Here is a 21,787-nt window from a genome sequence, read left to right as displayed (position 1 = left end):
CCATGGTGCTGCTCGGTAAACAGCGGTTTATCCCCACGCATGTGGGGAACACAGGAGGCGCGCTCTTTAAATCCATACCCAGCCCGGTTTATCCCCACGCATGTGGGGAACACCCACGTTGTTCCCGGAAACAGCTTATTCGGGTCGGTTTATCCCCACGCATGTGGGGAACACCATTCTGCTGCTCAGTTGGCCTGTACAGCTTTCGGTTTATCCCCACGCATGTGGGGAACACGTCTACTGTGGTTTTGCTGGCTGAGCGAGATACGGTTTATCCCCACGCATGTGGGGAACACCAGCGCTGTCAAAGTACAATCACGAGTTCACGCGGTTTATCCCCACGCATGTGGGGAACACGCCTACTTCTTGCATTTTAATCAGTGGGTTAACGGTTTATCCCCACGCATGTGGGGAACACCGGAGTGGGGTACGTTCGTCTACTGTGGTTTTCGGTTTATCCCCACGCATGTGGGGAACACCGGTTTGCTGTTCATTTGTCATCTCCAAGCCGCGGTTTATCCCCACGCATGTGGGGAACACAGCCCTTGAATTAATTTTGGTTAGCCGATTATCGGTTTATCCCCACGCATGTGGGGAACACGCACCTACTGCAGACTTGATAACATGGTGTAGCGGTTTATCCCCACGCATGTGGGGAACACTTCATCAATGGATTTAACGGTGTTGATCGTGCCGGTTTATCCCCACGCATGTGGGGAACACTTTGCGTGTTTTTGCATATTCCATAGTTAATACGGTTTATCCCCACGCATGTGGGGAACACACCCCTTACGCCCAGCACATTGACGCAGGCCGCGGTTTATCCCCACGCATGTGGGGAACACAGATATTGAGTGTGCAAATCATCAGCAAAAATCGGTTTATCCCCACGCATGTGGGGAACACGCCGCGTTTAGTTGTCATTTTTCAATTTCCACCGGTTTATCCCCACGCATGTGGGGAACACCGAGTTTTTCATGTAAGCCATCGCCGCATCGACGGTTTATCCCCACGCATGTGGGGAACACGATATTGTGCAGACACGCCTGGCGGAAGTGCAAGGTTTATCCCCACGCATGTGGGGAACACGGTCGCTGCGGCATCAAAATATATGCCACAGTCGGTTTATCCCCACGCATGTGGGGAACACGCTGATTAATCGTGACGTGAAAACCGGCGTTGCGGTTTATCCCCACGCATGTGGGGAACACTAATTTATGCTCATAGTCAAAAGTAATCGTGGCGGTTTATCCCCACGCATGTGGGGAACACGTCTGCGGCATGGTAAAAGCCCGTGCCGGGCGCGGTTTATCCCCACGCATGTGGGGAACACGGGTTTGATTAAATGTTCAGGCGTCAGGACACCGGTTTATCCCCACGCATGTGGGGAACACGCCGCGCGGGGCGGCGATCACCTCGTTCTCGCCGGTTTATCCCCACGCATGTGGGGAACACTCAGCCTCGCTATCAGTAAACTCGAAAATAACCGGTTTATCCCCACGCATGTGGGGAACACGCCAGCAGCGCCTCAATCTTGCGCAGCATCCCCGGTTTATCCCCACGCATGTGGGGAACACCAAGTTCCCGGGTACACAAAGGGTTCTAAAATCGGTTTATCCCCACGCATGTGGGGAACACGCGAAGTGAACCAGATCCGACTCTGAATACAGCGGTTTATCCCCACGCATGTGGGGAACACATACATGGATGGTGTAAATGTTCTTCGATTGGCGGTTTATCCCCACGCATGTGGGGAACACTTATTCAGTAAATTTACCTCGTTGGATAAAACCGGTTTATCCCCACGCATGTGGGGAACACCCACGCTGCCGTTTCGTAACAGCGTTCCGCGCCGGTTTATCCCCACGCATGTGGGGAACACTATGTATGCAGTTCAGTGGATGCATGGTCATTCGGTTTATCCCCACGCATGTGGGGAACACACCTTTCTCCGGAAATAACGTAGCTTGTTCATCGGTTTATCCCCACGCATGTGGGGAACACTTCTGCCCCTTTCCCTTCAAATCCCCCCTTTGCGGTTTATCCCCACGCATGTGGGGAACACGTTTCAGCGGTTACTGTGCTCATGGTAATTTCCGGTTTATCCCCACGCATGTGGGGAACACGTCCCGTGGCTCCCGTCCAACCTCCCGGCACTGGGTTTATCCCCACGCATGTGGGGAACACTCCCGTGGCTCCCGTCCAACCTCCCGGCACTGCGGTTTATCCCCACGCATGTGGGGAACACTCTTAGCTTATACCATTGAATATAAAGAGTTTTACATCACCCTGCTATTCTACCGATTTTTTCAGTTTGTTAAAGAGCGCTAACTCATTGATAATTAACAGGGTGAAAAGAGACTAATCGCAATCCATCCATGTCCACCGGCAGGCGACGGTTTTCACCCAGCGTCTGAAAATCAAATCCCGACTCATTATTTGTCGCCCAGACCATAACAACGTTACCGCTTTCGGCTAACTGAGTTATCTGTTGCCATATCATTTCCCGGGTTCGCCGCGATAAATCACCCACATACACTCCCGCCCGGACCTCCAGAAGCCAGATAGCAAGACGGCCACGTAAACGCGGCGGTACATTTTCGGTGACAACGGTTACCATGCTCATATTGATTAGCTCCGGTGGCCACTATCGCCAAAAGGTAACGGTTCGGGAATGGCTACCGGTTGAATATCGGCGGGCGGCGGCGGCGGCGAAATACCACCGGCAGCAAGCACGTCTTCTATAAGGGGAATCAGCCGGCCAAGCACTTTTTCTGAACGAAACTGGTCACGGCAGGCTAGTCTGACCTGCTTTTCCGGATCATCAGGGCGACGAGCCGCAATCGCGAATGCCAGCGGCACCACCGTATCAAATTTAATGATGTCGGCGATGTCATAAACAAAAGAGAGCGGTTTACCGCTATGAATAAAACCAATGGCAGGGGCATATCCGGCAGCAAGAATGGCCGCTTCGCTAATGCCATACAGGCAGGCGGTGGCGGCACTGATACACTGATTGATAATATCGCCTTTTTCCCAGTCTTTTGGGTCGTAGCGCCTCCCCTGCCATTTGATGCCGTATTGTTTTGCCAGTAACTGGTAAATACCTTTAACCCGAACACCTTCAATACCACGCAGCTGTTCCACTGAGCGTCGTGCCGGCGCTTCTTCAGCAAATCGCCGTTCAAACATTTTTCTGACAACTTTCAGACGCAGATTGTCATCCAGTGCCAGGCGTGCCTGATAGAGCAATTTATCGGAACGCGCTCCACCAGGTTGCCCGCTGGCATAAAGCCGTACCCCAGCTTCTCCTACCCAGACCAGCAGGGTACCCACCATAGCCGCCAGTTTTATTGCGGCATGAGAAACCCGGGTGCCGGGTTCGAGCATAATACAGGCGATGTTTCCCAGAGGGATGTGGGTTCTGACGCCACTACTGTCGATAAGCACACATGCCCCATCCAGCACATCAACCTGACCAAACCGGAGAAATATTAGTGAAATCCGGTCTTTTAACGGCAAAGCAACCAGCGGCACAAAGGACATAGCAACCTCCTGTTTTCCTTTTTACCAGGCTATGCCCTTGCCAGCGACAGTAAACCACAGCCCATACTTTTGCCGGGACCAATTCCCTGGCTTATCAGATCATGTAAATTTGCCGGCTGCTCTACCACCAGCTCACCTTCAAAACACAGCGGCTGAATTTTTCCACCCACGCCTTTTTTATCAAAGCGCAGTGCCGGTTCGCGTATGATACGGGCCGAGCGCAAGCATGCCGCTGAAGCCAGTTTACGCGCCAGCCACGCCAGACACTCTTCCTCTGTCACTAACGGTACGCGACAACTTTTTATTTGGCCATGGCGATTGGTACGCCCCTGGCTGTCTTTAATTGTCTTCACCGGATTGGCACGCAGCCGGAAATTGAGCAGCGCCCCTGGCGGCAAAGCATAGTTAATGGATTTACTTGCCAGCACAATGGCTGCCTGACTTTGTTGTGGTGAACTGACCGATTGTAATAAAACCGGTATACCTTGCTGGCTATTACCGCCCTCTTCCACCCGAAACAAAAAGTCACGCTGGGCCGTCGGCCGGTCAGGAAATAATTGCCACAGTGCACGATGCAGCTGATAAGGGTCCTTTGCCCAGCGCCAGTCAATAGCAACCTTGCTCAGAAACATGTTTCCTCCTGCTGAATAACAAACCACGTTCTGCTGGTGAACTGACGAGGAAGATGAAAAATGGGTTCATCACGGACCGGCAAACGCCGTTCATCGCCGCTGATCGCTTCTTCACTATAAATCACGCCACTACCTGGTATGGCGGACGCCAGCGCGCAGGCAGGATTTTCAGCGTTAATGACGCAGTGAAATAAAGGATGCGTCAACGGGCAACTACGCCGCCCGAGATACGGGGTGTAAACCGGCTTCTGCACTGCCGCCGTCAACACGTCCAGCGTCAAACCCTGCCCTTCGCCGGAAGGTGTCCAGACCACCACGCTAAAGCTGGCATCACAAAGATACTCTCGTCGGGTGATAATGGTGTCATTCATTTTCAGGCCCCCGGCCTTTTCTCTGGCATCTTTCACGGTATGAAAGTCGGTCAGATAAGTGGGCCGATAGGGCAGATGGTTGTCACAGCGCACGGCAAACCTGACGCTGTCAGCGAGCATTTTTAGCCTGGTGCGATCGTTACGTTTAATGCCAAGGCAGGCGGCAAGCAAACCCAGTAAACCACTGCGCCCGGGAAAGGTCGCACAAGGCCGTGTTCCTTCAAATGTCGGCAATCCCCAGGCTTGCATCGGGCCTGTGAGCCGCAAGACCAGATAATCCTGCATTTCATGCCTCGCTATTATTCACAATCCACTGTTTCAGGGCATTAAGATCCGGCATCTGAACCACCTGCCCGGCACCCACGTCGTCACCTAAAATAAATTGTGCCGCCGGACCATTGAGAGCATAGCCGCTGGCGACACGTTCCCAGTACGCATTTAACGCCTCAATCGAAGGCTGCAGGAAGCCCTCTTTTTTGGCCACAACCGGTTTTTCAAAAGCATTTGCCAGCGACACCGGTAAATCAGAAAAATTAACCATCACCAGATCCGCCGGGTTAAATGCAGCAAAACTGTGCTGTTTGGCTCCGGGTATTTCGGTTGCCAGCATATGCGCGAGATGCGCCGCAATAGTTAACGCCTGCGCACGCGTGGCCCCACCGAGGTTTTCCTGCAGCTGAGCAATATTCAGGCTGGCATAGCGATAGAAAACGCCGGCCGAAAACTCCTGAGTGCCCAGATGCGCCGCCCCGCTTTTATCGTTCAGATCGTCTACCGCAGTAAACCAGTCGATATCTGATTCCACCGCATGGGTAGTAATGGCGTGCGCCAGCGACATTGCCCCATCCACTTTCCCCAGTTCGCTCATCAAACCACTGGTGGCCATACGTCCGCTCAGGGCAATATCCACTGCGCTATTCAGTGCTGAACGCAGACCGGTAATCTGCTCTTTCAGCAATTTTGACCATTTCTTTTCATCGTTGCCCAATGACGCATTGTCCGGATGACTGAGTTGCTGACAGAACCAGTCAATTTCATCCATCACCCAGGGAGAGACGGCGCCGCCATCAATGGCCGCAGACTGATCGATAGTTTTACCGCTCAACAAACTCAGGGCAGTATTGAGCACTTCGCTGGAGTATCGCGTTGCGAAATGCTGATGCACTTTGTCACGCAGCAATTCAAGATGAATGGTGCGGATACTCGACTCGCCGATATGCTGCTGGTAATACTCCCCCTTGCGCATCGCCCGCTTCAGACTTTGACTGGAAATACGCACCCGTCGCTTACCGCCAAACACGGCATCTTTTTGCATATTCATGTCATCACGGTTCAGACAGGAGGGGCTGTGAGAAATCAGAACATGGAAATTAATAAAGTTATTCATTGAGTATCCTTACACCTTATTTGATGGAATTAGCGGAATAAGAGAGAACGAAGTGTTCAAGCAGCGTGCGGCGATCATATTTACCCCACCACGTTAGCTGCTCAGCCAGAGACGGCCAGTACAACCGGGGTTCTGCATGAATAAGTATTCGACGTAGTTGCACCATATCCTGCGGCGAATCCTGACGTATCAAATGCGTCACGCGCGACAGATTAATTTTCTCACTTCTGGCCAGCGCCCGCCCGAGCGTCAGGCTGTCATCATCACAATGCGTAATCGCACCGGATGTCAGACAGAAAACACATCGCAATAGCGGGTAGCGCTGCTCTGGCCAGCCATAGGGTGAAACCAGCGCGTAAAAGGCAGGAATGTCGAGTAACGCTTCCGGCGTTGTTGCCCGTCTGAGTTTTGCGCTGGTACCCTTATCGAGCGCCAGCCAGTCACGGTACAGCCCCATAGCATCAATTGATTGTCTGCTTGATGACATCATCAGTTTGCTCTCCTTGCGCATTCAGAGCGAATAGGTTTTTATTCAGAATTCGTCGGGTAAACGCCAGCGTCAGAATCAATTCCGGTTGATGGCTATAAGGAAGAGTCGCATCATCAAACAGTCGCTGGCACAGTTCAAACAACTGCCTGTGCAGCTTATTAAGTGCCGCCTGTGGTTGCTGATAATTTATTGTCGCCAGCAGCGGTGTGATAATAAGATTAGTTTGCCGGTAATAGCGCGGCTCGGCTTTAAGATGCACCGCCACGCCGGCCCCTTTAATGCCCTTTTCCCGCATACCTTCAGCAAAAATATACAACGCTTTACGCAATGCCAGCCGGTAGCTGTCGCCAGCCTGAACAATTTCGTTAATCACGTTCAGATGACGTTCCCAGCCCTGATTAAACACCATGACTTCATGGCGTCGCTCCAGAATAGCCGCCTGATTGTTGCGGTAACCGCCAATACTTAAATACAGCCGGTTAGCATCCCCCACCAGCTCGCGCGCCTGTTCCACCACCAGCGCCGGCCTGCGGCCTTCTTGCTTTTGTTCTAACTGATGACGGATAAGTAGCCGGCCAATCTGGGTCCAGCAAGGGGCTTCTGTGCTAAAACCAATATATCGCTGTTCGGTCTGCCCTTTTTTACTCTGCATAACCGATGGCGAATGTGGGTGAAGCCAGAAATCAGTGACGGTAAAGTTAAATTTAGCTTTAAGGAAACCATGATAACGCTGAGTGACTTCGCCACCGCAGGCGCTGCAGGTTCCGCCGGACCCCGGCGCCAGCAGTTCAATATGGGCCGGCTGCCAGAACAGTCCGCGCGCCAGGCCAATATGGTGTGCGTATATCTGCTGGTTACTGGTTATAGGCTGGCGCCAGGTAAAGTCATGTTTATCCTGCGTCTGCCACTGCGGATAGTGTTTATCAAGGTTCTGCTGAGTCAGCACATTTGCCCAGACGGTGGTGCGTAAGCAGGGCTGCTGCACCAGGGTCGTAATCGGCGTACCGCCGCGCAGACCACTTTTGAAACCGCCACCAAATCCCGGTGCGTTACTGGCCTGATTGAATAGCGCAATGGCGCTACAACCGGCACACAGCGCTTCGCCCTGCCCGGGCTGATTAACGAAGGCACAACAGGTGGAACCGGTCAATCCCACCATCAGTTTGTCCATACCGGTGACATCCTTAGCCATCACGCCTTTTACCTGCATAAACGGATAATGCGGGTGGCTAAGGTCAAAATCTGCGATGTAATCTTCAATGCCCGCCAGAAACTCTTCCGGAGAAAGCGGTTTAACAAGACGCGCAACCAGCTGGTTAAGATCGCCGGGAGGCCAAAGAATCTGCACAATGCTGATAAGCAACTGACTGGCAGCCAGTTCCATATCATCACGCGGCAGGCTCAGCAAACGCTGCTGCGGATCGCACAGCAGCTGCTGCAAGGTAATGTGTTCAGATGCCCCGCCTGCCGCTGGCCGGACAGGAATCCATGGATCAATGAGCAGACGCATTATTCCTCCGTGATAACTATTTTTTAATTGCCTGGTTACAGCAAAAAATCGTCAGTCAATGTTAAGTGATGATGACGTTTTACGCTTCACAACAAACAAAGTTAATGACCTGCCGTTAATGTAACCTTGTGATTATGGTTGAATTTTAAGCACCCCCCTCTTCCCCGGCAGAATAACGTCACCTCAGACTGCCGTCTTCGACATGCCGGTTTCCGGCGAATAATCTAGCTGTCCGCCGGCCAGATCAGCGAACCACTGTCCATCCCGCTGCCGACCGGCAATCCATACCACGCCATGTTCGTCCGGCTCCGGCAGCCCGTTTTTCTGCCAGTGATATGGCACGTTTACCCGGTTGAGCATCAGCTGTTCAGCAACAGAATATTCACCGAGACTTTCGATTATCTGTCCGTCCAGCAGCCGCCGGCCATCAGGTGTGTTAATGAATGGCAGTAACGGCAAACTCATTTCGCCGTCGCGCGTCACCGCGCGCACATGGCTGTCATCATCCGCGAATGGCCTCACGTTTTGTGCACTGTTCAGCATTAGCCGGGCGTTATAACGGCGCGACTGCTCTTTATCCGCAAACGTCTGCATACCTGATGTCACCCAGCCAGGTTCGTCAACAACGGGTTCGGTGTGGTACACCTCATCTATCCAGCGACGGTATGCGGAAGGAAAAACCAGTGCGTCAGTATTAAGACGTTCAAGTAAGCGCTGCGTACGCCACATCGCCCGCGTATTGCTATAGATATAATTACTGTTGCCATAGTCGTCCGTGTCCGGCAGCAGTACCGTCAGAACCGGCTGCTGATAGCCTGGCGGACGCTTTTCACGGTGGTGGCGGTGCAAACGCCCGGCTCGCTGGAACAGGAAGTCGGCGGGACAGAGTTGCGTAATTAACCAGTCAAAATCAACATCGAGAGACTGCTCAACCACCTGAGTGGCCACCAGAATGCGACCAACACAACGATCGCCGGACTTACCAAAGAACGCCAGGGTGCTGGCTTCTTTTTCGCTGCGGTCATTTAGCGTAAAGCGGGAGTGAAACAGCATAACGTTACATTCACTGCTCTGACGTAACTGTTGATAAACCTGTTGTGCAACATCAACCAGATTACAAATCAGGCAGACCTGGGCCCCGGCTCGTGCTGCTGCTATCATCGCGGCCAGCAGTTCTTCATCCGGCTGCATCACCGGCAGATAACGGCGGTCAATGGTCAGACTGAACGACGGCGGCAGTTGTTGCGGCGTGGCACTCAGATCAAAATAGATGCGCTGATTTTTTTGCTGCCAGGTAACAAGAGGGTACGCGGCATGCTGTTGTATTTCAGCGCTCCCGCCGTAAGTTTTCAGCAGCTGCTGCTTTAAACCCGGCGGTAAGGTTGCCGACAGCAACAACGCGCTCTGACCTGCCAGATATTGCTGATGTAATACTTCCTCCAGCAATTTGTGCATGTAGGTGTCATAAGCATGTACTTCATCTACCAGCAGCACGCTGCGTCCAAGACCAAATCCACGAATAAACCGGTGTTTAACCGGCAGTACCGAAATAAGCACCTGATCAATCGTACACACACCAATCTGGCCAAGAAAGGCACGCTTCTGGCTGCGACTCAGCCATTCACAGCATTGTGCCCAGGCCTCCCCATCTTCTTTCTGCACGTTTTCTGCCCGCGATTTAACCGCCAGGAAGGCGCGGCTCAGGCGGGAGTTTCCGTGTGCCAGAATCAGATTAGGCGCGTTAAACAGGCAGGTAGCCAGCTTATCCAGCCGGTCGAGCATCGCATTCGCCGTTGCCTGGGTCGGCAGAGCAAACACAATACTTTCCGCACTACCACTGGCTAACAATCGCCATGCATACGCCAGTGCGGTTTCCGTTTTACCCGAACCGGTCGGCGCCTCAATAATGGTTAACCCCGGCCGTTCTGGTAGCCTGTTCACTAAGGTTTGCAGCTGGCGCGCTGACTGTCCCGGTGCCAGCAACGCTTCAATACCTTGCCAGACATTGATCTGGCTGAGCAGTCCACTGCGTTCGAGCACAACAGGCGCATCATTTTGATAGCGCTGAGAAAAATAATCTGCCAGGGGCTGACGAACCGACTGATAGACAAAGGTGTCTTCACTGCTCCAGGAACCGAGCCAGTCAGCAATTGAACAGAAGCCCGCAAGTAACGGAGAACAAGGCGGCGGCTGATCATTCAGACTGAGGCCAGCCGGTTGTAAAAACAGGGCTTCCAGCGCCTTTAACCATGCCTGACGCGTTTGTTTATCATCAGCGCCGCGCCGGGTCAGAGCGCTGGTTAAGGCCAGATTATCGGCCGCCGTCATCTGCTGGTGCGAATAGATATAACCATGATGCCCGGTTACCGCTTCCATCCATGGAAACCAGGCCTGACGACAGTGCGCAACCGGCAGACTTAATAAAAAGTCACTCATATCATGGTATTGTGCCGGCCCGGCATCAGTCCGTTCATCCTCTTTCAGCCAGTACAATCCGCCAGCACCATGGTCCCATTGACCGTTCCATGGGGGCGTTTTACTGGATTCATCGGGATTCAGTGCGCGCCATGCCGGCCAGCATTTCGCCTGAAAACGAATGTCCCATTTACCAAAATCGTGCAAGGCAACAAAGAACAGCAACCAGGCACGGTAAGCGGCCGGCGGATTGCCCGCGCACAGCAGTTGACGTAATGCCGGCGCACGATCCCACCAGCAGGCGGCCACTGCCGCCACATCCAGTGAATGCCAGACCAGCAGATGGCAACGAATGGCAGCCCCATTGTCCCCTGTTGCCGCCTTACCCCAGTAACGATATAGCCCATCGGTTACGGCCAGCATAAATATCCCTATTGCCTTAAGATAATTCTTAATAATAAAGCTATCTGACAAAACATGTGAGCAGATTATTTAACCCGTCTTATCAGACCTGACAAAATGTGATCGCCGATTGTTTTTTCCGATTCCGTCAGCCTGATCGGCGCAGCGGCCGCTGTTCCGGCTGTTTGCGCGACATCACATAAAAAAGGCCCCCATCAGGGAGCCTTTGAGGGCGTGATAAGGGCGGTTACTTTTTCTTTGCTTTCGGGTTAGGCAGATCAGTAATGCTGCCTTCAAACAGCTCAGCCGCCAGTCCGACCGATTCATGCAGCGTCGGATGGGCATGGATAGTCAGTGCAATGTCCTCAGCGTCACAACCCATTTCAATCGCCAGGCCAATTTCACCCAACAGCTCGCCGCCATTACTGCCAACGATCGCGCCGCCAATAATGCGGTGCGTTTCTTTATCGAAAATCAGCTTAGTGATGCCGTCTGAACAATCGGATGCAATAGCACGACCGGAAGCGGCCCACGGGAAGGTGGACGTTTCGTAGCTGATGCCTTTTTCTTTGGCTTCTTTCTCGGTCAGACCCACCCATGCCACTTCAGGCTCAGTGTAAGCAATAGACGGAATCACTTTCGGGTCAAAGTAGTGCTTTTTACCGGCGATAACTTCAGCCGCCACGTGGCCTTCGTGCACGCCTTTATGTGCCAGCATCGGCTGCCCGACAATATCACCAATGGCATAAATATGCGGGACGTTGGTACGCATTTGCTTATCAACGTGAATAAAGCCGCGGTCATCCACCGTAACGCCCGCCTGGCCGGCATCCAGCATCTTGCCGTTTGGCACACGTCCGATAGCAACCAGCACCGCATCGTAACGCTGGGGTTCAGACGGCGCTTTTTTACCTTCCATCGTGACGTAAATACCGTCTTTTTTCGCCTCAACCGCCGTCACTTTGGTTTCCAGCATCAGGTTAAACTGTTTGCTGATACGTTTGGTGAACACTTTCACCACGTCTTTGTCGGCCGCCGGGATCACCTGATCAAACATTTCCACCACGTCAATCTGCGAACCCAGCGCATTATAGACGGTTGCCATTTCCAGGCCGATAATTCCGCCGCCCATCACCAGCAGGCGTTCCGGCACTTCTTTCAGTTCCAGGGCATCGGTGGAATCCCATACACGCGGGTCATCATGAGGAATAAATGGCAGTTCGATTGGACGGGAACCCGCCGCAATGATCGCATTGTCAAACTGAATGGTGGTGGCGTCTTTTTCACCCTGTACTACCAGCGTATTTGCACCGGTAAATTTACCCAGACCGTTGACTACTTTCACCTTACGGCCTTTGGCCATGCCCGCCAGGCCGCCAGTCAGCTGGGAAATGACCTTTTCTTTCCAGATACGAATTTTATTGATATCGGTTGAAGGCTGACCAAAAACAACGCCGTGCTGTTCAAGTGCTTTTGCTTCTTCAATCACTTTGGCGACGTGCAGCAGCGCCTTGGAGGGAATACAACCAACGTTAAGACAAACGCCGCCAAGCGTGTTGTAACGTTCAACCAGCACGGTTTCCAGACCTAAATCAGCGCAACGAAAAGCGGCAGAGTAGCCTGCCGGGCCTGCTCCAAGTACCACGACCTGAGCTTTGATTTCTGTACTCATCATGACCTCTTGTTTATTGCCGGTGGTCAGACACTGAGCCTGTCCGGTAAGGTCATTTTGCGTCCTGCCAGGCGGTACGCCTTGCGTACTTCATGTACGCACCGGGTCCTTAATACGGGGCAATTCACAAACTGACTGCACCAGTCTCGCCTGAAACAACAGGCTCGTTAAGTCCTTTCTTAACCGGGATAATTTCACCGCAAGAGTTTACAGAATTGTTAATAAACTGCAAAGCGCTTCGGTGACTGAATACTGACAACAAGGCCGGCTATCCCGCCGGCCTTACTTACCCATCATTACATGACCAGACGACGTATATCCGACAGCAGGTTATTAATAATGGTAATAAAACGTGCACCGTCCGCACCATCAATCACCCGATGGTCAAAAGAGAGTGACAGTGGCAGCATCAGGCGTGGTATAAACTCTTTACCATTCCAGACCGGTTCCATGCTGGATTTGGAAACGCCAAGAATGGCCACTTCCGGCGCGTTGACAATCGGCGCAAAGGCGGTAGTACCGAGTCCACCGAGGCTGGAGATGGTAAAACAGCCCCCCTGCATGTCACCCGCCGTCAGTTTACCATCGCGCGCCTTTTTCGAGGTGGCCATCAGCTCACGGGACAGCTCAATAATGCCTTTCTTATTCACATCCTTGAACACCGGCACCACCAGGCCATTCGGCGTATCAACCGCCACGCCAATATTGATGTATTTTTTCAGCGTCAGTCGCTGCGCATCTTCAGACAGCGAACTGTTAAAGCGCGGCATCTGCTCCAGCGCCCCGGCGACCGCTTTCATGATAAACACCACCGGAGTGATTTTCACATCCAGCTTTTTCTTTTCGGCTTCCACGTTCTGTTGCTTACGGAATGCCTCAAGGTCAGTAATGTCTGCTTTATCAAAATGGGTAACATGCGGGATCATCACCCAGTTACGGCTCAGGTTGGCACCTGAAATTTTCTGAATACGGCCCAGCTCAACTTCTTCAATTTCACCAAATTTGCTGAAATCGACTTTCGGCCAGGGCAGCATACCCGGCAGGCCACCGCCGGCAGCTGGCGCTGATTCGGCACGTTTTACCGCATCTTTGACATAGGCCTGAATATCTTCTTTCAGCACCCGTCCTTTACGCCCGCTACCTTTTACCTTCGCCAGGTTAATGCCAAACTCACGCGCCAGCCGGCGAATAAGTGGCGTGGCATGCACATAGGCCACATTTTCAACAAACTCCGCTTTCTCTGCGGCTTTCGCGGGTGCCGGTGCAGCTTGCGGCTCACTGGGTGCCGCTGTTGGCGATGAGGCCGCTGCCGGCGCCGCCGCACCCTCGACTTCAAATACCATAATCGGCGACCCGGTTTTGACTTTATCGCCGGTACTGATTTTGATCTCTTTTACCTTACCGGCAAAAGGCGCCGGTACTTCCATTGAGGCTTTATCACCTTCAACGGTAATCAGCGACTGCTCTGCTGCCACGCTGTCGCCAACTTTTACCAGCACTTCGGTGACTTCCACTTCATCGCCACCGATGTCCGGCACATTGACGTCTTTACTGCCAGCCGCCGCCGGTGCCGGTGCCTTAGCCGATTGTGATGTGCCGTCTGTCGCGGCCGCTGCCGCACCCGCCCCGGCAACCTCAAACACCATAATCAGTGATCCAGTCGACACTTTATCGCCGGTGCTGATTTTGATTTCTTTCACCTTACCGGCAAAAGGCGCCGGTACTTCCATTGAGGCTTTATCACCTTCAACGGTAATCAGCGACTGTTCTGCCGCTACGCTGTCGCCAACTTTTACCATCACTTCGGTGACTTCCACTTCATCGCCACCAATGTCCGGTACATTCACTTCTTTGCTTTCAGCGGCCGCTGCCGGGGAAGCGGCAGGTGCAGCCGCTTTTTTCTCTTGCGGCTCTGACGCTTTTGCAGCAGTCGTCTGAGCGCCCTGCTCAGCGTCAAACACCATAATAAGTTTGCCGGTAGCCACTTTATCGCCTACCGCAACTTTCAGTTCTTTCACCACACCGGCCTGCGGAGAAGGGACTTCCATCGAGGCCTTATCACCTTCTACTACGATCAGTGACTGCTCGGCTTCAACCTTGTCACCCACCTTGACCAGCACTTCGGTCACTTCTACTTCATCTGCCCCGATATCCGGAACGTTAATTTCAATCGCCATGACGCTTTTACCTCTTATGCCAGACGCGGGTTAACTTTATCGGCATCGATATTGAATTTAGTGATGGCCTGCGCAACCACTTTCTTATCGATTTCACCACGTTTGGCCAGTTCACCCAGCGCTGCGATCACTACGTATGTCGCATCCACTTCAAAGTGATGACGCAGATTTTCACGACTGTCAGAACGACCGAAACCGTCGGTGCCCAGTACGCGATAATCGCTGGCCGGGATATAGCTGCGAACCTGCTCGGCGAACAGTTTCATATAATCCGTTGACGCCACCGCCGGTGCTTCATTCATCACCTGTGCAATATATGGCACGCGCGGTTTTTTGGTCGGATGCAACATATTCCAGCGTTCGCAATCCTGGCCATCGCGCGCCAGTTCGGTAAACGAAGTTACGCTGTAAACATCTGAACCTACGCCATACTCTTTTGCCAGAATCTGCGCGGCTTCACGCACATGACGCAGAATGGAGCCTGACCCCAGCAGCTGCACTTTACCTTTATTGCCAGCCAGCGTTTCCAGTTTATAAATACCCTTGCGGATACCCTCTTCCACGCCCTTCGGCATAGCAGGCATATGGTAATTTTCGTTGAGCGTAGTGATGTAGTAATAGACGTTTTCCTGCGCTTCACCGTACATGCGCACCAGGCCGTCATGCATAATCACCGCCACTTCATAGGCATAAGCCGGATCGTAGGAAATACAGTTCGGGATAGTCAGCGACTGAATGTGGCTGTGGCCATCTTCGTGCTGCAAGCCTTCGCCGTTCAGCGTGGTACGGCCTGAGGTTCCTCCGACGAGGAAGCCACGCGCCTGCTGGTCACCTGCCGCCCAGCACAGGTCACCGATACGCTGGAAACCAAACATAGAGTAATAGATATAGAACGGAATCATCGGCAGATTATTGGTGCTGTAAGAGGTGGCAGCTGCCAGCCAGGAAGCCCCGGCGCCGAGTTCGTTGATCCCTTCCTGCAGGATCTGTCCTTTTTCATCTTCTTTGTAGTATGCCACCTGCTCACGGTCCTGCGGGGTGTACTGCTGACCGTTAGGACTGTAAATACCAATCTGACGGAACAGACCTTCCATGCCAAAAGTACGGGCTTCATCGGCGAGAATTGGCACCAGGCGATCTTTAATTGATTGGTTTTTCAACATCACGTTTAGCGCACGCACAAACGCAATGGTGGTGGAGATCTCTTTTTTCTGCTCTTCCAGCAGCGGCTGGAACTCTTCCAGTGCAGGCATTTCCAGCTTTTCACTGAAAGTGGCCTGTCGTTTCGGCAGGTAACCGCCCAGCTTTTCACGCTGACCGTGCAGATACTTGTACTCTTCAGAGTCTTTATCAAAAGTAATGTAAGGCAGCGATTCGATCTTATCGTCTTCCACCGGCACATTGAAGCGATCGCGGATATAGCGTACGCCATCCATGTTCATCTTTTTCACCTGGTGGGCAATGTTTTTGCCTTCAGCGGTGTCACCCATACCATAACCTTTGATGGTATGCGCCAGAATCACCACCGGCTTGCCTTTGGTGTCCTGAGCTTTTTTCAGCGCCGCATAGACTTTTTTCGGATCGTGCCCCCCGCGGTTCAGTGACCAGATTTCAGCATCAGTCCACTCTTTAACCAGCGCTGCGGTTTCCGGATATTTGCCAAAAAAGTGCTCGCGAACATAGGCGCCATCTTTCGATTTAAAGGTCTGATAGTCACCATCTACCGTTTCATTCATCAGCTGAACCAGCTTACCGCTGGTATCTTTACGCAGCAGCTCATTCCAGCGTCCACCCCAGATGACTTTGATCACTTCCCAGCCGGCACCACCGAAAATGCCTTCCAGTTCGTTAATGATTTTGCCGTTACCGGTTACCGGCCCATCAAGACGCTGCAGGTTACAGTTAATAATGAAAACCAGGTTATCCAGTTTTTCACGCGTCGCGATGGTGATCGCCCCTTTTGACTCTGGCTCATCCATTTCACCGTCGCCAAGGAAAGCGTAAACCGTCTGGGCACGGGTATCTTTCAGCCCGCGATGCTCAAGGTATTTAAGGAATTTTGCCTGATAAATTGCCGCCAGCGGGCCTAATCCCATGGACACGGTAGGGAACTGCCAGAAGTCCGGCATCAGTTTCGGATGAGGATAAGAAGAGAGTCCATTACCGTGCACTTCCTGGCGGAAGTTGTTCATCTGTTCTTCGCTAAGACGGCCTTCAAGAAACGCGCGGGCGTAAATCCCCGGGGAAATATGCCCCTGGAAATAGACTAAATCCCCGCCATCCTTTTCGCTTTGTGCGCGAAAGAAATGGTTAAAACAGACTTCATAAATAGTGGCGGAAGACTGGAATGAGGACATGTGACCACCCAGTTCCAGATCTTTTTTCGAAGCACGCAGGACCGACATAATGGCGTTCCAGCGAATCGCGGAACGGATGCGGCGTTCCAGCGAGGTATCACCCGGATAGTCCGGCTCATCTTCAACGGCAATAGAGTTAACATAGTTGCTTACTGCGGTGCCTGCGGCAACGTTTACGCCACCTTTACGAGCCTGCACCAGTACCTGATCAATCAGATACTGCGCACGCTCAACACCTTCTTCACGGATTACCGATTCGATCGCCTGTAACCAGTCACGCGTTTCGATCGGATCCACGTCATTATGTAACCGTTCTGACATGGGTGTATTCCTTATTTTTGTCTATACGTTGAATAAGTCCGGAGCCTGCATCCTGAATCTCTTTCCTTCCCGTTTCGTACAACCTGCGACGGTGTATGCAGCTACTCACATCCTCTGTTATCTGATGAATGTTATCGCTCACCCGCGCACTGTAATGCGAAGTTTTCCGGAAACCTGTTTAAGTTAAGAGGCAGGTCCTGGGTGTTGTTGCCGCGTCTATTAGCTGACGCATTAATCCTTACGCTGCTGTAATCGCCGCAACGAACGCTCACGTCGCGTCTGTTCGCGGTTTCTCTCCAGCAGGATTTCCTCAAGAAACGCCAGATGACGATGCGACGCTTCACGGGCCTTTTCCGGCTCGCGAGCCACAATCGCCGCAAAAATTCTGGCGCGGTGTTCGCTCACTTTCGCCAGCATTTCCCGGCGCGTATAGAGCAGTTCAAAATTCTGATGTACGTTTTGCTTGAGCATCGGGCTCATGCTACGCAGCAAATGCAACAACACGACATTATGCGCGGCTTCTGTGACAGCGATCTGATACTGCATCACTGCATCGGCCTCCGCATTCAGATCGCCACTTTGCTGGGCAGTCTGAATCTGAATATGGCAATCTTTAATCCGCTTGAGGTCTTCTTCCGTCCCACGCAACGCCGCATAATAGGCTGCGATCCCCTCAAGTGCGTGACGGGTTTCCAGTAAGTCAAACTGTGATTCCGGGTGGCATGCTAACAATTCTACCAGCGGGTCGCTCATACTTTTCCATAACGTTGTGTGAACGAACGTACCTCCCCCCTGGCGGCGTAGCAGCAGACCTTTTGCTTCCAGGCGTTGTATTGCTTCACGTAAAGAAGGGCGGGAAACATCAAATTGTTTGGCCAGCTCACGCTCGGGCAGTAATTTTTCACCCGGCCGCAGCGTTCCTTCCATGATCAGTGATTCCAGCTGCTGTTCGATTGCGTCAGAAAGTTTCGGTTGACGAATTTTACTGTAAGCCATCATCCCGGCGCGTCCATTGTTCAAAGTAAATTGGTAATACCAATTCTCAGATTAAACAGCTAAACTAGCAAAGTATTCATCGGATGTCCAGATACCTGCCCATCGCAAAATGTGTCTTAAAAACACAACTTTTTTATTTTGTTTATATAAAACAGATAGTTGGCAAATAATCTATTTGTTAATCATTTGTGTCATTGAAACCAGTGATAGCGCCTTAAGCTGTTGTTGCAATAAGTAAGCGCTATGGCAGGTTTGCCCCTAAAGTTGATAAAATCCGCATTGACTTAAAATGTGCGCGCCTGACAATTTTTTACATCTTCTTACCGGCTAACATCGAAAGGGCGTGCAAAGCCCTGCGCTTATCACTATTCTTGTCGCGACGCCAGCTGCATAAAAAATCACAGTAAATATTAGCGTCAAGTATTCAATACGTTAGTTGTAAAAAAAAACTTACATTACGCACCGCAGCGGTAAGAAACACATTGAAACGAGGAAACACAATGGATGGTCACGTTAACGACGATACGCTGAAACGTGCGCTTAAAAACCGGCACATTCAGCTTATCGCATTAGGAGGGGCAGTCGGCACCGGCCTGTTTCTCGGCAGCGCCTCGGTCATAAAGTCGGCGGGACCGGCCGTGATACTGGGCTACGCCATCGCCGGTTTTATTGCCTTCCTGATCATGCGTCAGCTGGGGGAAATGGTGGTGGAAGAGCCGGTTGCCGGCAGTTTCAGCCACTTTGCTTATAAATACTGGGGCAATTTTGCTGGTTTCGCCTCTGGCTGGAATTACTGGGTGCTTTATGTCCTGGTTGCCATGGCCGAACTAACCGCCGTCGGGAAATATGTTCAGTTCTGGTGGCCGGATATGCCCAGCTGGATCACCGCGGTGGTGTTCTTCGTGCTGATCAACGCCATTAACCTGACAAACGTCAAAATATACGGCGAAATGGAATTCTGGTTTGCCATCATCAAGGTCATCGCCGTTATTGGAATGATTATTTACGGAGGTGTGCTGTTATTCAGCGGTTCGGCCGGTCCACAGGCAACGGTGAGTAACCTCTGGTCACAGGGAGGCTTTTTTCCTCATGGCATCAGCGGCATGGTGATGATGATGGCGATCATCATGTTTTCGTTTGGCGGTCTTGAGCTGGTGGGTATTACGGCTGCCGAAGCCGACGATCCGGAAAAGAGTATTCCCAAAGCGACTAATCAGGTTATCTGGCGCATCCTGATTTTCTATATTGGATCGCTGGCCGTGCTGCTGTCACTGTTGCCCTGGACTCAGGTTACTGAAGACACCAGCCCCTTTGTGCTGATTTTCCACAATCTTGGCGACGTAGCGGTATCAAATCTGCTCAACGTGGTTATTCTGACGGCGGCACTGTCGGTTTATAACAGCTGCGTTTACTGCAACAGCCGCATGTTATTTGGCCTGGCGCAGCAAGGCAATGCGCCGAAAGCGTTACTCAAAGTAGACCGCCGCGGCGTGCCGGTCACCACCATTCTGGTTTCTGCTGCGGCTACCGCTATCTGCGTCCTGATTAACTATCTGATGCCTGGCGAAGCCTTCGGACTGCTGATGTCGCTGGTGGTTTCTGCGCTGGTGATAAATTGGGCAATGATCAGCCTTGCTCATCTGAAATTCCGCAAAAAGAAAAACCAGCAAGGCGTTGAAACGCGTTTTAAAGCGTTGCTCTATCCGTTTGGTAACTGGCTGTGCTTACTGTTTCTCGCCGGTATTCTGGTCATTATGTTGCTTACCCCCGGCATGGCAATTTCGGTCTGGCTGATTCCGGTCTGGCTGATTATCCTGGCTATTGGTTACCTGTTAAAAAACCGCCTGCAGCGAAGCTAACCGCTTATCATCCTCAAAAAAGGGAGCCACTGCTCCCTTTTTTACCGCCCTGCCGGCTCGCTGAAAACGCTACACCAGCGTGCCGTAAATCGTCAGTAATGCCACCACGACCACCATCATCCAGGAAACGCGTTTCGCCAGGCTGACCGCCGCCTGCGGCGTGGCTATTTTATCGTGATGCGGATCGCGCGCCAGAGAGAATTGTGCCAGCTGAGTCAGTACCTGATATTGCGCACTGTGCCGGTCGCCCAGCGACGCAAACCAAGCCGGTAATGCCCGTTCGCCATGACCGAGCAACGCATAAGCGACGCCCACCAGACGCACCGGCAGCCAATCCACCCAATGCAAAATACCGTCCACTCCGGACTGCGCACGCTCAAGCGGGGTTTTATGGCGTGCCAGCCAGCTTTGCCAGGCGCGCAGCGTGGCATAGCCAATCAGCAATACCGGTCCCCACTGACCGCCGGCAACAAACCACAGCATAGGGGCCAGATAAAAACGGTAGTTGATCCACAGCAGCGCGTTTTGTAGTTCACGCAAAGAGCTCGCCTCATCACAACCGTGCGGCACACCATGGATCAGCGTCAGCTCTTCCACCATCGCCTGATGTGCCTCCGTGTCACCACGGCTGGCCGCTTGCAGATAGCGGTGATAGTGCAGCCGGACGCCGCCAGCACCAATACAGAGCACCCCAAGCAGAATCCAGAAAATCAGCTGAGGAAAACCAAAAAACCAGCCTTTTAACAGATCAATACAGACTGCGGTCAGCAGCATACACGCTAGCGTCAGCAACAGTGTTCGTGGTAACGAATAATGCTGCTGCTGGCGCATCACCGGTTCAAGCCGGTGTTCAATCTGCCAGTGCTGCCCCATTTTAAACAAGCGTTCCCAGCCTAAAACCAGTAACAAACTAAACAGCGTCATGCGCCGGGCCCCTCCATAGAATCAGTACCGGCCAGCATCTGACGATAACGCGTCCAGTCAAATGCCACGCCGGGATCGGTTTTTCGCTGCGGCGCAATATCACTGTGCCCGGTGATATTTTCCAGCGTCAGCGGATAATGCAGCATTAATAATCGTGTCACCGCCGCCAGCGCCAGATACTGCTGGTCGGTATAAGGCAGGGTATCGGTGCCTTCCAGTTCAATCCCCACCGAGAAATCATTACAGTTTTCCCGGCCCTGCCAGCAGGAAACGCCGGCATGCCAGGCGCGTTGATGAAAAGCAACGTACTGCACAATTTCGCCGTCACGCCGGATCAGACAGTGTGCCGACACCCGCAGTGGCGCAATCCCGGCAAAATACGGATGCGCATTCGGGTCGAGAGTGCCGCTAAACAGCGCATCAATCCATGGCCCGCCAAACTCTCCAGGCGGCAGGCTGATATTGTGAATCACCAATAAAGAAGGCTGTTCTCCTTGCGGACGGGAATCATAATGCGGTGACGCGACCTGACGCACCCCCACGATATTCCCGGCTTTTAATTGCATCTGTTGCTCCCGTTAACAGACCTGTCATCAGGTTAGCATGGATTATAACCGCAGGCGTCAGCGACAAACCAGCAATCTCCCTGCCAGATGGTGGCGGTTGATGACTGGTAACAACCGGTTAAACAGGCTAGCATGCTCAGACTTGTTATGGTTTTCCGGAGT

15 protein-coding genes and 1 CRISPR repeat array (1 of these 16 cut by a window edge) are annotated in these 21,787 nt (G+C 52.4%); of the genes, 1 reads left to right on the top strand and 14 read right to left on the bottom strand.

The genetic code is table 11. The features are described 5' to 3' along the window. A CRISPR array of direct repeats spans positions 1–2,248; the repeat unit is 29 nt; unit sequence CGGTTTATCCCCACGCATGTGGGGAACAC; it reaches 404 nt to the left of the window's first position. 84 nt (positions 2,249–2,332) lie between these two features. The 12 genes from cas2e to pdhR form a co-directional block, all read right to left on the bottom strand. Continuing rightward, positions 2,333–2,626 (bottom strand): type I-E CRISPR-associated endoribonuclease Cas2e, encoded by a 294-nt coding sequence (cas2e, locus tag BL249_RS00395; RefSeq protein WP_099706447.1) that lies wholly within the window; start codon positions 2,624–2,626, stop codon positions 2,333–2,335. Positions 2,627–2,631: 5 nt separating this feature from the next. Further along, complete coding sequence (cas1e, locus tag BL249_RS00390; protein WP_099706446.1) at positions 2,632–3,546, bottom strand: type I-E CRISPR-associated endonuclease Cas1e; 915 nt, start codon at positions 3,544–3,546, stop codon at positions 2,632–2,634. Positions 3,547–3,575: 29 nt separating this feature from the next. After that, complete coding sequence (cas6e, locus tag BL249_RS00385; protein WP_099706445.1) at positions 3,576–4,178, bottom strand: type I-E CRISPR-associated protein Cas6/Cse3/CasE; 603 nt, start codon at positions 4,176–4,178, stop codon at positions 3,576–3,578. Beyond that, on the bottom strand, positions 4,169–4,834 hold the full coding sequence (cas5e, locus tag BL249_RS00380) for a type I-E CRISPR-associated protein Cas5/CasD (protein ID WP_099706444.1): 666 nt from the start codon (positions 4,832–4,834) through the stop codon (positions 4,169–4,171). Before cas5e ends, cas6e begins: the two co-directional genes overlap by 10 nt. 1 nt (position 4,835) lies before the next feature. After that, entirely contained in the window at positions 4,836–5,936 is a 1,101-nt protein-coding gene (cas7e, locus tag BL249_RS00375) for a type I-E CRISPR-associated protein Cas7/Cse4/CasC (protein ID WP_099706443.1), read from the bottom strand. A gap of 16 nt (positions 5,937–5,952) precedes the next feature. Continuing rightward, positions 5,953–6,426 (bottom strand): type I-E CRISPR-associated protein Cse2/CasB, encoded by a 474-nt coding sequence (casB, locus tag BL249_RS00370; protein ID WP_241898818.1) that lies wholly within the window; start codon positions 6,424–6,426, stop codon positions 5,953–5,955. After that, complete coding sequence (casA, locus tag BL249_RS00365; protein WP_099706442.1) at positions 6,398–7,936, bottom strand: type I-E CRISPR-associated protein Cse1/CasA; 1,539 nt, start codon at positions 7,934–7,936, stop codon at positions 6,398–6,400. Before casA ends, casB begins: the two co-directional genes overlap by 29 nt. Before the next feature lie 183 nt (positions 7,937–8,119). Further along, positions 8,120–10,774, bottom strand: a complete 2,655-nt coding sequence (gene cas3, locus BL249_RS00360) for a CRISPR-associated helicase/endonuclease Cas3 (protein ID WP_099706441.1) — start codon at positions 10,772–10,774, stop codon at positions 8,120–8,122. 226 nt (positions 10,775–11,000) lie between these two features. Beyond that, positions 11,001–12,425: a dihydrolipoyl dehydrogenase gene (gene lpdA, locus BL249_RS00355; RefSeq protein WP_099706536.1), complete on the bottom strand. Its 1,425-nt coding sequence runs from the start codon at positions 12,423–12,425 to the stop codon at positions 11,001–11,003. A gap of 296 nt (positions 12,426–12,721) precedes the next feature. Then, positions 12,722–14,602 carry a pyruvate dehydrogenase complex dihydrolipoyllysine-residue acetyltransferase gene (gene aceF / locus BL249_RS00350; RefSeq protein ID WP_099706440.1) on the bottom strand — a complete coding sequence of 627 codons (1,881 nt, stop codon included), beginning with the start codon at positions 14,600–14,602 and terminating at the stop codon, positions 12,722–12,724. Between the two features lie 14 nt (positions 14,603–14,616). Then, positions 14,617–17,280 (bottom strand): pyruvate dehydrogenase (acetyl-transferring), homodimeric type, encoded by a 2,664-nt coding sequence (gene aceE, locus BL249_RS00345; RefSeq protein ID WP_099706439.1) that lies wholly within the window; start codon positions 17,278–17,280, stop codon positions 14,617–14,619. 231 nt (positions 17,281–17,511) lie between these two features. Then, a complete protein-coding gene (gene pdhR / locus BL249_RS00340) occupies positions 17,512–18,276 on the bottom strand; it encodes a pyruvate dehydrogenase complex transcriptional repressor PdhR (RefSeq protein ID WP_099706535.1) in 765 nt (254 codons plus the stop codon). A gap of 500 nt (positions 18,277–18,776) precedes the next feature. Between pdhR and aroP the strand changes: the two genes are divergently transcribed. Further along, positions 18,777–20,135, top strand: a complete 1,359-nt coding sequence (gene aroP, locus BL249_RS00335; protein ID WP_099706438.1) for an aromatic amino acid transporter AroP — start codon at positions 18,777–18,779, stop codon at positions 20,133–20,135. Between the two features lie 69 nt (positions 20,136–20,204). On the opposite strand, the gene ampE is transcribed toward aroP, so the two are convergent. Together ampE and ampD are read right to left on the bottom strand one after the other, a co-directional pair. Beyond that, entirely contained in the window at positions 20,205–21,059 is an 855-nt protein-coding gene (gene ampE, locus BL249_RS00330; protein WP_099706437.1) for a beta-lactamase regulator AmpE, read from the bottom strand. Next, positions 21,056–21,625, bottom strand: coding sequence for a 1,6-anhydro-N-acetylmuramyl-L-alanine amidase AmpD (gene ampD, locus BL249_RS00325; protein ID WP_099706436.1), 570 nt, complete (start codon positions 21,623–21,625; stop codon positions 21,056–21,058). Before ampD ends, ampE begins: the two co-directional genes overlap by 4 nt. Positions 21,626–21,787 lie beyond the last annotated feature (162 nt).

Origin of the sequence: Erwinia sp. OLFS4 (genome assembly GCF_002752165.1) — a bacterium.
In the GTDB taxonomy this organism is placed as follows: Bacteria; Pseudomonadota; Gammaproteobacteria; order Enterobacterales; family Enterobacteriaceae; genus Izhakiella.
Note: the sequence above shows the minus strand (reverse complement) of the source record. Positions and strands in the feature narration are given on the sequence as shown.